The 16,076-nt window shown below is 72.4% G+C and carries 7 protein-coding genes and 1 pseudogene; 3 read left to right on the forward strand and 5 right to left on the reverse strand.

What is annotated here, in order from left to right; translation table 11 throughout:
• Nucleotides 1-5: 5 nt before the first annotated feature.
• Genes ABFX50_RS08105 through ABFX50_RS08115 form a run of 3 tightly spaced genes read left to right on the forward strand, consistent with a single transcriptional unit; the run spans nucleotide 6 to nucleotide 11,483 of the window.
• Nucleotides 6-6,347: an amino acid adenylation domain-containing protein gene (locus ABFX50_RS08105; protein ID WP_346144626.1), complete on the forward strand. Its 6,342-nt coding sequence runs from the start codon at nucleotides 6-8 to the stop codon at nucleotides 6,345-6,347.
• Complete coding sequence (locus tag ABFX50_RS08110; protein WP_346144628.1) at nucleotides 6,344-10,237, forward strand: amino acid adenylation domain-containing protein; 3,894 nt, start codon at nucleotides 6,344-6,346, stop codon at nucleotides 10,235-10,237. The genes ABFX50_RS08105 and ABFX50_RS08110 overlap by 4 nt, the downstream gene beginning before the upstream one ends.
• The gene (locus ABFX50_RS08115) at nucleotides 10,218-11,483 is read left to right on the forward strand and encodes an MFS transporter (protein ID WP_346144630.1); all 1,266 of its coding nucleotides are present in this window, start codon (nucleotides 10,218-10,220) and stop codon (nucleotides 11,481-11,483) included. The genes ABFX50_RS08110 and ABFX50_RS08115 overlap by 20 nt, the downstream gene beginning before the upstream one ends.
• A 19-nt stretch (nucleotides 11,484-11,502) precedes the next feature.
• Here ABFX50_RS08115 and ABFX50_RS08120 read toward each other — a convergent pair whose 3' ends face one another.
• From ABFX50_RS08120 to ABFX50_RS08140, 5 genes and pseudogenes are all read right to left on the reverse strand, one after another.
• Nucleotides 11,503-12,540, reverse strand: coding sequence for an LLM class F420-dependent oxidoreductase (locus tag ABFX50_RS08120; RefSeq protein ID WP_346144632.1), 1,038 nt, complete (start codon nucleotides 12,538-12,540; stop codon nucleotides 11,503-11,505).
• Nucleotides 12,541-12,619: 79 nt separating this feature from the next.
• Nucleotides 12,620-12,901: pseudogene (locus ABFX50_RS08125) on the reverse strand (TetR-like C-terminal domain-containing protein); the annotation flags it as partial.
• An 81-nt stretch (nucleotides 12,902-12,982) separates the two neighbouring features.
• On the reverse strand, nucleotides 12,983-13,819 hold the full coding sequence (locus ABFX50_RS08130; protein ID WP_346144634.1) for a carbohydrate ABC transporter permease: 837 nt from the start codon (nucleotides 13,817-13,819) through the stop codon (nucleotides 12,983-12,985).
• A complete protein-coding gene (locus ABFX50_RS08135; RefSeq protein ID WP_221241413.1) occupies nucleotides 13,816-14,745 on the reverse strand; it encodes a carbohydrate ABC transporter permease in 930 nt (309 codons plus the stop codon). Before ABFX50_RS08135 ends, ABFX50_RS08130 begins: the two co-directional genes overlap by 4 nt.
• A complete protein-coding gene (locus tag ABFX50_RS08140; protein WP_346144637.1) occupies nucleotides 14,742-16,073 on the reverse strand; it encodes an extracellular solute-binding protein in 1,332 nt (443 codons plus the stop codon). The genes ABFX50_RS08135 and ABFX50_RS08140 overlap by 4 nt, the downstream gene beginning before the upstream one ends.
• Nucleotides 16,074-16,076 lie beyond the last annotated feature (3 nt).

Raw genomic sequence — 16,076 nt, forward strand, 5'->3', positions numbered from 1 at the left:
GACAGGTGAGCGGCTCTTACGTCTTTCCCGCCTCCTACGCGCAGGAACGCCTGTGGTTCCTGTCCAGGTTCGACCCCGACGTGCCTGTGCACCACGTCAACATCGTGATCGACCTGCCGGAGGGCGCCGATCACGACAGGTGCGCCAGGGCGCTGGGGGAGATGGCCAGGCGGCACGAGACGCTGCGCACGGCCCTGGCCGTCGAGGACGGGAGCCTCGTCCAGGTGGTCATGGCCGAACTGCCGGTCACCCTCGCCCACACCGACCTCAGCGGCCTGCCCTCCGAGCAGGCCGAGAGGGAGTTCGACGCGCTGGCGGGCGCGGACGCCAGGCTGCCCTTCCAGCTGGACCAGGCGCCGCTGTGGCGGGCGCGCATGGTCCGGCTGGCCGAGGGCGACCAGCGCCTGGTGTTCGTCGTCCACCACGCGGTCTTCGACGCCAGCTCGGGGCCGACCTTCGTCAACGAGCTGCTGGAGATCGAGGCCGCGCTGGCGCAAGGGCGGCCGCACGGGCTGCCCGACCTGGCCATCCAGTACGCCGACTACGCGGTGTGGCAGCGCGAGCACCTGGCCCAGGGCGTGCTGGCCGAGCAGATCGGTTACTGGCGAGAGAGGCTGGCGGGGCTGCCACGGGATCTGGGCCTGCCCACGGACAGGCCCCGCCCCGCCGTCCGCGGCCATGAGGGAGCCGAATACCACCTGAGCCTGCCCGCCGAGCTGGTCGACGACCTGGAGGCGCTGGCCAGGCGGCGCGGCGCGACGCTGTTCATGGTGCTGCTCGCGGGGTTCAAGGCGCTGCTGGCCCGCCACGCCGACCAGTACGACGTCGCGGTGGGCTCGCCGGTGGTGGGCAGGGACCTGCCCGAGGTCGAGCCGCTGATCGGCATGTTCATCAACACGCTGGTGCTGCGGACCGATCTCGGCGGCGACCCCTCCTTCGGCGAGCTGCTCGAGCGGGTGAGGACGACCGTGCTGGAGGCGCTCGACCACGCGGAGGCGCCCTTCGACCGGCTGGTCGAGGCGCTCCAGCCGGAACGCGACCCCAGCCGCACCCCGCTCTTCCAGGTGGGCTTCAACCTGTTGCCGCTGGAGGTCAGGGGGCGCTTCCCCAACGGCACGGCCCAGCTCGACCTGAGCATGGACGTCGTCAGGTCGAGTGAGGGCGCCGGGCTCTGGCTCGAGTACAGCACCGAGCTGTTCGACGAGGAGAGCGTCGCGCGCCTGGCCGGCGCCTACCGGCTCCTGCTCGCCGCCGTGGCCGCCGATCCCGGGCTGCGGCTGTCGGAGCTGCCGCTCATGTCGGACGAGCAGCGCGGGCGGATGCTCGACGAATGGACGGCGACCGCCGCGCCGTACCCGGGGCTGCCGCTGCACGATCTGGTCGCCGAGCAGGCCAAGCGCACACCCGACGCGATCGCCGTGAAGACCGTGGAGGGCGAGGAGCTCACCTACGCCGAGCTGGTCACCAGGGCGGAGGACCTCGCCAGGCTGCTGGCCGCGCGTGGCGTGGGCGTCGAGTCGTGCGTCGCGCTGTGCCTGCCGCGCGACGCCGACCTCATCGTCGCGCTGCTCGCCGTGCTGCGGGCGGGCGCGCACTACCTGCCTCTCGACCCCGCCTATCCCGCGGAACGGCTCGCCTACCTCCTGTCGGACTCGGGCGCCGCCCTGCTGCTGACCCACTCCTCCCTCCTCGACCGCCTGCCCGGCACGCGGCCTGAGGAGCTCCTGCTCGACCGGCGCCCGCCCGCGCCCGAGGGGCCGCTGCCCACCGTCACCCAGGACCACCTGGCCTACCTGATCTACACCTCGGGCTCGACGGGCCGTCCCAAGGGTGTGGAGGTGCCGCATCGCGGCGTGGTCAACCTGGTCACCGACGTCGTCCGCACCCTCGGGGGCGGCAGCGCGCTGCTGATGACCTCGCTGTCGTTCGACATCGCCGCACTGGAGATCTTCACGCCGCTGCTGTCCGGCGGCACGCTGGTGATCGCGCCGGAGGACGCCGCGCGCACACCGAAGCAGGTCAGGGCCGCGGCGGCCGAGGTGGACCTGGTCCAGCTGACCCCCTCGGTGGCGGGGCTGGCGCTGCCCGAGCTGCCGCCCGGCCTGCCGCGCGTCATCTGCGGAGGCGAACCGCTGCCCGCCGACCTGGCCGCCGGCCTGCTGCGGGTCGCGGGGGAGCTGTGGAACTTCTACGGCCCCACCGAGACCACGATCTGGTCGACCGCCTACCGGGTGCCGCACGACGCGACCACCATGCTCATCGGAGGGCCGGTGGCCAACACCACCGCCTACGTGGTCGACGGCCACCTGCGCCCCGTGCCCGTGGGCGTGCCGGGCGAGCTGCTGCTCGGCGGCGCGGGCGTGACGCGCGGCTACCACGGCCGCCCCGGGCTGACCGCCGAGCGGTTCGTGCCCGACCCGTTCGGCACGGCGGGCGGCCGCCTCTACCGCACGGGCGACCTCGTCAGATGGCGGCCCGAAGGGACGCTGGAGTACCTGGGCCGCCTGGACGACCAGGTGAAGGTCCGCGGCGTGCGGATCGAGCCCGACGAGATCGCTGCCGTGCTCGCCGAGCACCCCTCGGTACGGCGCGCGGTGGTGACGGTGCGCGACGACGCCCCCGGCGGGCGCGGCCTGGTCGGCTACCTCGACTGGACAGGCCAGGAGGGGCCCGCCGGCATGACCGGCGAACTGCGCGCGCACCTGCGCTCCAGGCTGCCGGAGGCGATGATCCCCGCCGCCTTCGTGGCGGTGGACGCCTTCCCCGTGATGCCCAGCGGCAAGCTCGACAGGGCGGCCCTCCCGCCGCCGCGGGCCGTCGAGAGCGCCGAGCGGGTCGAGCCGCGCACCCCTGCCGAGAAGCGGCTGTGCGCGATCTGGGCCGAGCTGCTCGGCAGGGACCACGTGGGCGTGCGCGACGACTTCTTCGCCTCGGGCGGACACTCGCTGCTGGCCGTCCGCCTGGTCGGCCGTGTCTTCGAGGAGTTCGGCGTGGATCTGCCGCTGCGCCGCTGCTTCGAGGCGACCACCGTCGAGGCGCAGGCGCTGGCCGTGCTCGAATTGGGCCCGGGCGAGGCCGAACCGCTCGAGCCGCCGCCCATCCCGCGCAGGCCCGACCCGTCGGCGCCCGCGCCCCTGTCGGACGCCCAGCGCCGCCTGTGGATCATCGACAGCCTCGACCCCGGCAACCCCGCCTACACGCTCTCGTGGGCGTACGGGATCAGGGGGCCGCTCGACCCCGCCGCCATGGCCGCGGCCTTCGACGCCCTGGTGGACAGGCACCCCGTCCTCGGCCACGTCGTCACGGTCCTGGACGGGGAGCCCTGGCAGCACCCCGGCCCCTCACGGCCCAGGCTGACCGTCACCGAGCTGACCGCGCGGGAGGCGGACGAGGTCGAGCTCGCGGAGGCGGCCTTCCGCTTCGACCTGACCACGGGACCGCTGGTCCGCGCCCTGCTCGTCAGGGTGGCCGAGGACGAGCACCGGCTGGTGCTGACCCTCCACCACCTCCTCGCCGACCGCTGGTCGGTGGCCATCCTGCTCAACGAGCTGCTGGAGCTGTACGCGGGGCAGCGCCCGCCCGAGCCCGGTGTCGGCTACGCCGACTACGTCGAGTGGCGGCGCGAGCAGCCCGCGGGCGACGACCTCGCCTACTGGCGCGAGGCGCTCGCCGACCTGCCCGACGTCCTCGACCTGCCCGCCGACAGGCCGAGGCCGCCGCTGCGGACCCACGAGGGGGCGCGGCTGCTGTTCGAGCTGGACCGCGACCTCGCCGACGGCCTGCGCGCGCTGGCCGCCGAGCAGCGGGCCACCCCGTTCATGGCGCTCGTGGCGGGGCTGCAGGCGCTGCTGTCCCGCTACACGGGACGACAGGACATCCCGCTCGGCACGCCCATGTCGGTCAGGCCGCACCCCTCCCTCGACGGGACGGTCGGCCTGTTCCTCAACACGCTGGTCCTGCGCGGCGACCTGTCGGGCGAGCCGAGCTTCACCGAGCTGCTGCGCCGCACCCGCGACACGGTCCTCGGCGCCTTCGAGCACGCGGGACTGCCCTTCGAGGTGCTGGTGGACGAGCTGGACGTCAGACGGGACCTGTCGCGCAACCCCCTGTTCCAGGTCATGCTCGCCTACCAGAACACCCCCGACCTGCCGGGCGACGGCCACGGCCTGAGGCTGGAGCGCCGCGACGTCCGCCCCGGCACGGCCATGTTCGACCTCGGGTTCGTCGTCGAGGAGCGGGCGGACGGATCACTGCTGTGCGTCCTCGACTACGCCACCGACCTGTTCGACGACGACAGGATGCGGCGCCTGGCCGAGCACTTCCGCGCGCTGCTGGCGGCCGCGGTCGCCGACCCGGCGGCCCCCGTCGCCGACGCCGCCCTGCTCACCCCGGGCGAGCTGGCCACCATCGAGTCGGCCAACCACACGGCCGCCGAGCAGCCCCGCGCCGCCCTGCACGAGCTCGTGGCCGCCCAGGTCGCGCGCGCCCCGCACGCGCCCGCGCTGAGCTTCGACGGGGCCGGGTGGATCACCTACGAGGAGTTCGCCGCCAGGGTGAACCGGCTGGCCAGGAGGTTGTGCGCGCTCGGGGCCGGGTGCGACCAGGTCGTCGGCGTGTGCCTGGAGCGCGGGACCGACCTGGTGGTCGCCGTCCACGCCGTCCTCGCGGCGGGCGCGGCCTACCTGCCGCTCGAGCCCGACCATCCCCGCGACCGGCTGGCCTTCATGACGGCCGACGCCGGCGCGCGGCTGGTGATCTCGACAGGCCGGTCGTCGGGCTCGCTGCCCGACGACGTCGTCCACGTGCTGCTCGACCGCGACGCCGACGTCATCGGCGCCGAGGACCCCGCCCCGCCCGGCGTCGCCGTCCCCGCCGACGCGCTCGCCTACGTGATCTACACCTCGGGCTCGACGGGCAGGCCGAAGGGCGTCGGCGTCTCCCACCGCGCGATCGTCAACAGGCTGCTCTGGATGCAGGACACCTTCGGGCTGACCGGGGCCGACCGCGTGCTGCACAAGACGCCCTTCTCCTTCGACGTGTCGGTGTGGGAGCTGTTCTGGCCCTTCATGACCGGCGCGGGCCTGGCCGTCGCCAGGCCCGGCGGGCACGCCGACCCCGCCTACCTGGCGGGTCTCATCGAGGCCGAGGGAGTCACCACCGCGCACTTCGTGCCGTCCATGCTGGACGCCTTCCTGGAGGAGCCGCGGCTGCCGGGGACGCTGCGCAGGGTCGTCTGCTCGGGAGAGGCGCTGAGCGCCGACCTGGCCGACCGCTTCCACGACCGCCTGCCCTCCGCCGGGCTGCACAACCTGTACGGCCCGACCGAGGCGGCGGTGGACGTCTCCTGGCACGCCTGCGGGCCTGGCGAACGCGTGGTTCCCATCGGGCGCCCCATCGCCAACACCCGCCTGGAGATCCTCGACGACCGGCTGAACCGCGTGCCTGTCGGCGTGCCTGGCACGCTGTGGATCGGCGGCGTCCAGCTCGCCCGAGGCTACGCCGGCAGGCCGGGGCTGACCGCCGAGCGGTTCGTCCCCGACCCCTACGGCCAGGAGGGCGCCCGCCTGTACGACACGGGCGACCTGGCCAGGTGGCGGCCCGACGGCGAGATCGAGTACCTCGGCAGGTCCGACTTCCAGGTCAAGATCCGCGGCATGCGGGTGGAGCTGGGCGAGATCGAGGCGGCCATGGCGGGGCTGCCAGGCGTGCGAGCGGCGGCGGCCCACGCGGTCGAGGACGGCGCCGGCCTGCGCCTGGTCGGCTACGTGGTGCCGGAAGCGGCCGGCCAGCCGGCACCGGAGGGCGGTCACGCGGTGCCGGAGGGCGGTCACGCGGTGCCGGAGGGCGGTCACGTGGCGCCGGAGGGCGAGGCGGACCCGTACGGCTGGCGTGAGCGGCTGGCGCGTCTGCTGCCCGACCACATGATCCCCACCAGCTGGGTGCTGATGGACGCGCTGCCCCTCACCCGCAGCGGCAAGCTCGACAGGAAGGCGCTGCCCCGCCCGCTGAGCCAGGCGGCGGCCGCGCACGCCGAACCCGAGGGGCCCGCCGAGCTCGCCGTCGCCGCCGCATGGGGCGAGGTGCTCGGGCTCGAGCGGGTCTCGGCCCACGACAACTTCTTCGCCGTCGGCGGCGACTCCATCCGCAGCCTGAAAGTGGTCGCCCGCCTGCGGGCGGCGGGCTATGCCGTACGGCTGGAGCAGCTGTTCCTCCACCAGACGCTCGGCGAACTGGCCGCGCGCCTGACCGTGGCGGAGGCGGCGCCGCCACCCGAGACGCAGGTCGCGGCCTTCGGGCTGCTCAACCCCGAGGACTTGGCGCTGATGCTGGAAGGTGAGGCGGAATGACGGTCACGACGGGGGCGGCAAGCGGCCTGGAGGACGCCTACCCTCTGGCCACGCTGCAGGCTGGGATGCTCTACCACAGCGCCTACGAACCCGGCGCGCTCACCTACCACGACCTGACCACCGTCACGCTTCGCGGACACTTCGACAGGGAGTCGTTCGAGGCCGCGCTCGCCGAGCTGGCGGCCAGGCATCCGGTGCTGCGCACCTCGATGGATCTCACCAGGTTCAGCGAGCCTGTGCAGCTGGTGCACCGCTCGGCGGTCATCCCGCTGGAGGTCACCGATCTGTCCTGCGACCCCGAGGCGGGAGAGCGGGTCAAGGAGTGGTCGGAGGGGGAGAAGCGACGCCCGTTCGACTGGTCGACGCCGCCCCTGGCCAGGTGCCATGTGCACCTGCTCGCCGACGGTCACTTCGCCTTCAGCCTCAGCTTCCACCACGCCATCCTCGACGGGTGGAGTGTGGCGGCGCTGATCACCGAGCTGTTCCGCCGCTACCACGCTCACCTCTCCCACGATCCGCTCCCCGTGACGGCGCCCTCGGCCGGCTTCAGGGAGCTGGTCGCGGCCGAACGCGCGGCCCTCGCCTCGGAGGCGTCGCAGGAGTTCTGGCGCGAGCGGGTGACCGACGCGCCGGAGACCCGCATCCCCCGCCTGCGCGGCCACGGCGTGGAGGGCGAGAGCCTCGTCGAGGTGTTGCGCGAGCCGGTGCCCCCGGCGCTGCTGGCCGAGCTGGAGCAGGCGGCCAGGTCCCTGCGGGTGCCGCTGCGCACCGTGCTGCTGGCCGTCCACCTGCGCGTGCTGGCGCTGGTGACCGGCGCGCCCGAGGTGATGACGGGGCTGGTCACCCACGGCCGTCCGGAGAGCGAGGCCGGCGAGGAGGTGCTCGGGCTGTTCCTGAACACCGTGCCGCTGCGGATCGACGTCACGGCGCCCAGCTGGGCGGCGCTGGTGCGCAGGGTGTTCGACGCCGAGGTGGCGCTGATGCCGCACCGGCGCTACCCGCTGTTCGAGATCCAGCGCGCCTCGGGCCGCTCGCCGCTGCTCGACGTGCTGTTCGACTTCCGCGACTTCCACGTCTACCGGGGGATGCCCGGCATCGAGGTGGTGGACCAGGAGTTCTTCGAGCAGACCGACCTGCCGTTCGCGACGAGCTTCACCCGCGCGAGGGAGCACGGGGGGTTCGAGCTGGCGCTCGCCTACGACAGGAACCAGTTCGGCGCCGAGCAGGTCGCCGCGATCAGGGACCACTACCTGACCGCGCTGCGCCAGGCCGTCGACACCGGCGCCGATCCCCGGCCCTCTGGCCCCTACCTGGAGCGGGACGCGGCCTCGATCGAGCGGTGGAACGACACCGCCCTGCCGTACGACGCCGCGTCGCTGCACGAGATCGTCGCCGCGCAGGCGCTGCGCACGCCCACCGCGCCCGCCGTCTGTTACGACGGCGTCTGGCTCACCTACCGGCAGCTGGCGGCCCGCGCCCGCGCCGTCTCCGACCTGCTGGTCGCGGCGGGGACGGTCCAGGGCGACGTGGTCGGCGTGTGCATGGACCGCGGCCCCGACCTGCTGCGCGCGCTGCTGGCCGTCCTCGCGGCGGGCGCGGCCTACCTGCCGCTCGAGCCCTCGCTGCCCGCCGACCGGCTCGCCTACATGATCGAGGAGGCGGGCGCGCGGACGGTGCTCGCGGACGCCGGCACCGCGGCCCTGCTGCCCGACGGCGTCGCGCTGCGCGTGGACGGCCCCGCCGCAGGCCCCGCGGGCCCGCTGCCCGAGGTCCATCCCGACGCCCTCGCCTACGTCATCTTCACCTCGGGCTCGACAGGACGGCCGAAGGGTGTCGGGGTCTCGCACAGGGCGATCGTCAACCGCCTGCGCTGGATGCAGCAGACCTTCCCGCTCACCCACGCCGACAGGGTCGTCCAGAAGACGCCCATCGGCTTCGACGTGTCGGTGTGGGAGCTGTTCTGGCCGCTGATGGTCGGCGCGGGCCTGGTCGTGGCGCGGCCGGACGGGCACAAGGACAGCGCCTACCTGGCCTCGCTGATCACCTCGCAGCGGATCACCACCCTGCACTTCGTCCCCTCGATGCTGGCCGTCTTCCTGGAGGAGCCCCTGCTGCCCGAGACGATGCGGCGGGTGATCTGCTCGGGCGAGGCGCTCGGCGCCGACCTGGCCGGCCGCTTCCTCGAGCGCCTCCCCCAGACCGAGCTGCACAACCTGTACGGCCCGACCGAGGCGGCCGTGGACGTCTCCTGGCACGCCTGCGCGCCGGGCGAGCCGTCCGTGCCCATCGGCGGGCCGATCACCAACACCCGCATGGAGATCCTCGACGCGCGCGGCGAGCGCGTGCCGATCGGCACGCCAGGTGAGCTGTGCCTGGGCGGTGTTCAGCTGGCCCGCGGCTACGTCAACAGGCCCGCCCTGACGGCCGAGCGGTTCGTGCCCGACCCCTACGGCCGGCCCGGCTCGCGCCTGTACCGCACGGGCGACGTGGCCAGATGGCTGCCGGGCGGCGAGGTGGAGTACCTCGGCAGATCCGACTTCCAGGTCAAGATCCGCGGCCAGCGCGTCGAGCTGGGCGAGATCGAGGCCGTCCTCGCCGCGCAGCCGGAGGTCCGCGCGGCGGTGGTGACGCTGAGGCAGGAGCGGCTGGTCGGCTACGTGGTCCTCGACCCCGACTCGGAGATCGACGGGGCCGCGCTCGCCGTACGGCTGCGCGGGCGGCTGCCCGAGCACATGGTGCCGGGCGCATGGGTGGTGCTGGAGAGCCTGCCCGTCACGGCCAACGGCAAGCTCGACAGGGCCGCCCTGCCCGCCCCGGGGGAGCAGGAGAGAGAGCGGTACGTTCCGCCGCGCGATCCCTTCGAGGCGCGCCTGGCCGTGCTGTGGGAGGAGACGCTGGGGGTGCGCGCCGTCAGCGTCCACGACGACTTCTTCGCCCTCGGCGGCCACTCGCTGCTGGCGCTGCGCCTGACGATGCGGCTGCGCAAGGAGCTGGGCAGGGACGTGGCGCTGTCGTCCGTGCTCACCGCGCCCACCGTCGCGCTGCTGGCCGCCGAGCTGCGCCGTCCGCAGGACAACGACGGTGCTCCCGAGCGGATCGTGCCGCTGAGGCCCGCCGGTGACCGTACGCCGATCTTCCTGTTCCACGCTCTCGGCGGGCAGGTCTTCCGCTACCTGCCGCTCACCCGGCACCTGGGCGCCGACCAGCCCGTCTACGCGATCCAGGCCGCGGGGCTCGCCTCGGGCGAGGAGCCGCACGCGACGCTGGAGGAGATGGTCGACGACTACGTCGCGCACCTGCTCAAGATCCGGCCCCACGGCCCCTACGTGCTCGGCGGGTTCTGCATCGGCGGCAACATCGCCCTGGAGAGCGCAAGGCGGCTGCGGGCCATGGGCGAGCAGGTGCCGCTGGTGGTGCTCTTCTACTCCGACGCCGACGAGCCCGTCCTGCGCGCCTCCCTGGAGGACGACGCGGTCCTGCTCATGCACGCCCTGGCCGGCGGGCCCGTGCAGGTCGAGCTGGAGGACCTGCACAGGATGGACCCCGAGGAGCGGCTCCTCACCGTCATCGACGCCGCGGCCCGCGCCGACACGCTGCAGCCCGACACCGCGGACCTGAACCAGGCCCGCCGCTTCGTGAAGGTCTTCCGCGCCAACGCCCACGCCGTGGGCCACTACCGGCACGACCCCTACGACGGCGACGTGCTGCTGTTCTCGCCGGCCGAGAACGGCGCCGCCCCCGGCGACATGGGCTGGAGCTCGGTGATCACCGGCAGGCTGCGCATCTCGCCGATCCTCGGCGACCGCTTCACCGTTCTGTACGAGCCCCTGGTCGCCGACGCGGCCGCCGAACTGAGGAGCAGCATCGACCATGGCCTCACCGACGGCTGAGCCCGCCACCCTGTGGCGCAACCCCGACTTCATGAAGCTGTGGGCGGGGGAGAGCTTCTCGCTGATCGGCACCCAGGTGACCGTGCTGGCGATGCCCATTGTGGCCTTCCTGCTGCTGAACGCCTCCGTCGCGGAGATGGGCGTGCTCGGCGCGCTGGCCAGGCTGCCGATGGTGCTGTTCTTCGTCGTCGGCGTCTGGGTCGACAGGATGCGCCGCCGTCCCGTGTTGATCTGGAGCGACGCCGGGCGCGCGCTCATGCTCGCCACCGTGCCGCTGCTGTTCCTGATGGACCTGCTGACGCTGTGGTGGCTGTACGTCGTGGTCTTCGTCATGGGCGTCCTCGGTGTGCTGTTCGAGATCGCCTACCGCTCCTACCTGCCGGTGCTGGTGCCGCCCGAGCACCTCGGCGAGGGCAACAGCAAGCTGCAGCTCAGCGACTCCCTCTCCAAGGCGATCGGGCCGAGCCTCGCGGGCGTGCTGGTCGCGGCCCGCTCGGCGCCGCTGGTCATCCTCATCGACGTGGCCAGCTACGTCGCCTCCGCCCTGTGCCTGCTGTCGATCAAGAAGAAGGAGGAGGCGCCGCAGCCCGACGGCGGCGGCTCCATGCTCGGCGCCATCCGGCAGGGATTCAGCTGGGTGATGACCCAGCCCCAGGTCAGGCCGCTGGCCATCGCCACCGCCGTCTACTCCTTCTTCGACATCGGCATCCTGCAGACGCTCTACTTCCCCTACGTCGTCGACGGCGTCGGCGTGCCCGCGGCGTGGGTGGGCGGGGTGCTGGCCGTCGGCGGCATCGGGGCGCTCATCGGGGCGTGGCTGTCGGTCAGGCTGATGAAGGGCATCGGCCCAGGGCCGACCATGCTGTGGTCAACCGTGGTGGGCAACAGCGCGCTGCTCCTGGTGCCGCTGGCCGGAGGGCCCCTGTGGCTGGCGCTGACGATGCTGGGTGTGGCGCAGTTGCTGGTCGGGCTGTGCGCGCAGGTGTTCATGGTCAACAACATCACCGTGCTGCAGACCTCGACGCCGAGGGAGCTGACCGGCAGGGTCATCGCGACGATCTGGGCGATGGGGCTGGTGCCCGCGCCCCTGGGCGCCCTGGTGGCGGGGCTGCTCGGTCAGGCGGTGGGGATGCGGCCCGTCGTGCTGGTCGCGGCGCTGATCGGCGCGCTGGTGCCGATGGCCGTCCTCGCCCTGTCGCCGATCCCCAAGATGCGCACGCTGCCCGAGGCGCCCGTCAGCGCCTGAGCCCCAGGAGCCGAATTCGTCAGGAGTTGAGCTCGGCCAGCCAGCCGAGCTGCTCGATCCGATCGTCCATGGTCGGGGCGTTGAGCCCGACGATCAGCCTGGTGGCGCCCGCCTTGCGGTAGGCGCCCATCAGCTCCCTCACCCGGTCGGGCGTGCCGCACAGGGTCAGCGCGTCGATCAGGTCGTCGGGCAGCTCCTCCACGGCCTCACCCATGTCGCCGTCAAGATAGGCGTCCTGCACCCTGGCGGCGGCCGAGCCGAAGCCGAGGCGGTGCGCGAGCCTGTTGTAGAAGTTGACGCCCTTGGTCCCCATGCCGCCGAGATACAGCGCCACCATCGGTCTGACCATGTCGCGGGCGTAGTCGGCGTCGTCGTCGACCATGGCCATGACCATCGGCGACACCTCCACCCGCGACGCGTCGCGGCCCGCGCGTGCCGCCCCCGCGCGCAGGTGCGCGAGCGTGTCGGCCAGGTGCTCGGGAGGGAAGTGGATGGGCAGCCAGCCGTCGGCGACCTCGCCGGCCAGTTCCACCGCCTTCGGGCCCATCGCGGCCAGGTGGACGGGCAGCGGCTGCCTGACGGGCCCGATCGTCATCGTCAGCGCCTTGCCCCTGCTGTCGGGTAACGGCAGCACGATGCTCGGGCCCTCGTGCTCGACGGGCCGCTGCTCGAGCGCGGTCCGCACGACGGCGACGTAGTCGCGCAGGTGGGCCAGCGGGCGCTCGTAGCGCTGACCGTGCCAGCCCTCCGACACCTGCGGGCCGGAGGCGCCGAGGCCGAGCAGGAACCTGCCGCCGGAGACCCTGTCGACGGTGGCCGCGGCCATCGCGGTGGCGACCGCCGTACGGCTGGACATCTGGATCACGCCGGTGCCCAGCGCGATGCGCTCGGTGCCGGCCGCCAGCCAGGCCAGGGTCGTGGCGGGATCGACGCCGTAGCCCTCGGAGGCCCACGCCGAGTCGTAGCCGAGTCTCTCGGCCTCCTGCACCAGCATGAGCTGGGCGTTCGGGTCGGCCGCCGCCGGGCCGAGAGTGCCGATGCTCAATCCCAGACGCACAGCCGCCTCCTGTCACCAGATGCCGTGATCACATCATCGTCGAGGAGCCCGCGGGAGACCAGATCAACGAGCCATCGGATCAGCGCATGCCCTGCTCCACCGAGCGCCGCGCCGCCTCCCTGCTGTCGCCGTAGCCGACGAACAGCCGCGTCGACATGTCGGCGAAGTGCAGAGGAACGTGCTCAAGGGGCAGCAGGCCCGCGATGGCGAGACTCACCAGCCCGTGTCTCATCGTCCACAGCTGGACCGACCAGCCCAGCAGGCCCATCGGGTCGACCGGCTCGAACCTGCCCGCGTCCACGCACCGGCGCACCGCCGCCACCAGCCGCTGGAAGGCCGCCTCTCCCTCCGGCGCGGCGGCGCCGGCCGCTGGTGGGAGTGGTCTGGAGCGTGATGAACCGCGCGCCGCCGGCCTGGCGTGCGGACCGGCCGTCGGAGCGGATCAACCCTTGAGACCTGAGCGGGAGATGCCCTCGATGACCCAGCGCTGGGCGACCAGGTAGAGCACGATCACCGGAAGGCTGGCGATCACGGCTCCGGCCATGAGCAGGTCGTAGCGGATGTTGTTGGCGCCCTGGAAGTTGCCCAGGCCCGCGGGAAGGGTCAGGGCCTCGGGGCTCAGCAGCACGTAGATCGGCCACAGGAAGTCGTTCCAGTTGGTGAGGAAGGACAGCAGGAACAGCGTCACCAGCGCGGGCCTGGCCAGCGGGAGCGCGATCGAGGTGAAGATCTGCCACCGGTTGCACCCGTCGAGCTCGGCCGCCTCCTCCAGCTCACCCGGCAGGGTGAGGAAGAACTGCCGAAGGAAGAACACCCCGAAGGCGCCCGCCGCGGCGGGGACGATGACGGCGGGCAGGCTGTCCACCCACGCCAGCTCGTTGACGATCAGGAAGTTGGGGATCAGCAGCACCACCGGCGGGACGAACAGCGTCGCCACGATCACGGTGAAGATCGTGTTGCGGAAGCGGAAGCGCAGCCTGGCCAGCGCGTAGGCGGCGGGGGCGGCGGTGGCCAGCACGAGCGTCGCGTGCCCCGTCGCGGCGATCAGGCTGTTGGCGAACCAGGTCATGATGGGGCTGTCCGCGCTGCCCAGGATCTCCCTGTAGGCGTCGGTCGTCGCGGGGTCGGGGATCCACTGAGGTGTCGTGGACCCTGCCATCTCGCGGGTCTTGAACGAGGTCGACAGCATGTAGACCAACGGGCTCAGGTAGAGCGCGGCCATCACCGCGAGCACGAGGTGGAGCAGGGCCCGCCGTACGCGCCGCAGGTCGGTTCTCATGGCGTCCGCCTGTCTCTGAAGGCGCCGAACACCAGGGCGCTGGCCAGCATGAGGAACGCGGCCAGGACGAAGCTCATCGCCGAGGCGGTTCCCATGTCGAACTGGCGCAGGCCGGTCTCGGCGATCAGGTAGATCGCGGTCTTGGTCTGGTCGGCGGGCGCGCCCGCGGTGATCAGGTAGGACTGACCGAACATGTTGGCCGAGGCCAGGATGGTCGCGTTGACCACGAACACCGTGACGGGCCGCAGTCCCGGCAGGGTGACCGCCGTGAAGCGGTGCCAGGCGCTCGCGCCGTCGACCATCGCGGCCTCGTGCAGTTCGCGGGGGATGTCCTGGAGCCCGGCCAGGAAGATGACCGCGTTCAGCCCGAGGGTCCACCAGACGGTGACGCCGACCAGCGCGATCCATACGGGCGGCACGTCCGTGGTCCACTGCACGTCCAGGCCGAGATAGTGGTTGACCAGGCCGATGTTGCCGTCGAGCAGGTACCTCCAGACGAACCCCACGACGGCCACGCCCAGCACGTACGGCGCGAAGTAGACCGCGCGGTAGACGTTGCGCCCTCTGAACCTGCCGTTCATCAGCAGCGCGACCGCCAGGGGCAGCACGATGAGGATGGGCACGGAGGCCACCGTGAAGATGCCGGTGGCCCGCATCGCCGTCCAGAAGCGCGAGCCGTCCACGCTGCCAGGATCGAACAGGTCCGCGTAGTTGCCCAGCCCCACGAAGGGCTTGGCGGGCAGGTTGATGTCCCACTCGTGCAGGCTGGTCCAGAAGCCGAAGCCGATGGGCACCACCATGAAGACCGCGAACAGCGCCAGGTAGGGAGCGAGGAACGCGTAGGGCGTCCACCAGCGCATCCGGCCGACGGACGGCGCCGGTACGGCGCGCCGTACCGGCCCCTCGGTCCTCGTCAGCAGGCTCACCTGGTGTACTTCCGCTTGTTCTCGGCCAGCAGCTTGTCCGCGGTCGCCACACCGTCCTTCAGCGCCTCGGCCGGGCCGGCCTCCTTCAGCACCGCCTTGGCCACGGCCAGCTCCAGCGCCTTCGACTGGACGTCGCCGACACCGGGCAGCGCGGGCAGGAAGTGGAAGGCGTCCAGGTCGGCCGCCAGCCTGATCTGCGGGAGGTCGGCGATCGCGGCGTCCTGGCGGGCGGAGTTACGGGCCGGGATCATGCCGGCCTTGGCCCACTCGGTCGACTGGCGGCTCATGTGGTCGACGAAGAACTTGGCCGCCTGCACCTTGTTCGGGTCCTTGCCCGCCTGGGAGGTCAGCACGAAGTTGTGCGAGGCGCTCCACACGGCGGCGCTCGCGCCGATGGTGGGCACGGGGGACAGGCCCCACTTCAGGTTGGGCGCGTTGGTCTTGAGGTCGTTGATCTGCCAGATGCCGTCCCAGGTGAAGCTGACCTTGTCGTTCTTGAACGCGGCGTACTGGGTGTCGATCGCCACCTTGGCGGGGCTGTATCCCCTGTCGATCTGCTCGACCATCCACGTCAGCGCCTCGACCCCCTGCTCGGAGCCCCACAGCGCCTTCGCGCCGTCCTCGCTGTAGAGCTCGCCGCCGTGCTGCCAGAGCAGGCTCATGAACATCAGGTGCGCCGGCCACTTGCTGGGCATCCAGAACGGGTTGGCCACCCCCGCCTTCTTCAGCTCGGCCAGCGCGGCCTCGTAGGAGGCTTTGTCGGAGGGGGCCTCCTTGAGCCCGATCTTGTCCAGGTGCCCCGCGTTCCAGTAGTCGCCCAGGCTGTGCACGTCCAGCGGGATGCCGTAACGCTTGTCGCCGAAGACCCCAGCGCCCCACACGGCCGGGATGAAGTCGCTCTCGCTCAGCTCCAGCGCGCCGACCACGTCGTCGAGCGCGATCAGCACCTGCCTGGCGGCGAACGTGCCGATCCAGTCGTTGTGGATGACCGCGACGTCGGGCCCCTTGCCCGCGGCGATGGCGGTGGGCATCGCGGGATAGAGGTCCTCCCAGCGGCGGGTGATGTTGCGCACCTCGATCCGTCCGGCGAACTCCTTGTTGAAGGCCGCCAGCATCGTGCGCATGTGCGGGCCGTCGCCGCCGGTGAATCCGTTCCAGTAGTCCAGTGTCACTTTCGGGCCGCTGTACTCGCCGCCGGAGAACGTCGGCGTGGGCGCCGCGGGGGCGGAGGAGCCGGAGCCGAGCTTGGTGCCGCCGCCGCACGCGGACGCCGCGACCGTGAGGCCGGCCAGGCCGAGGAACGAGCGTCGGGACAGGGGAGTGGTCATGTC

The organism is Nonomuraea recticatena (assembly GCF_039533245.1).
GTDB classification, from domain to species: domain Bacteria; phylum Actinomycetota; class Actinomycetes; order Streptosporangiales; family Streptosporangiaceae; genus Nonomuraea; species Nonomuraea roseola.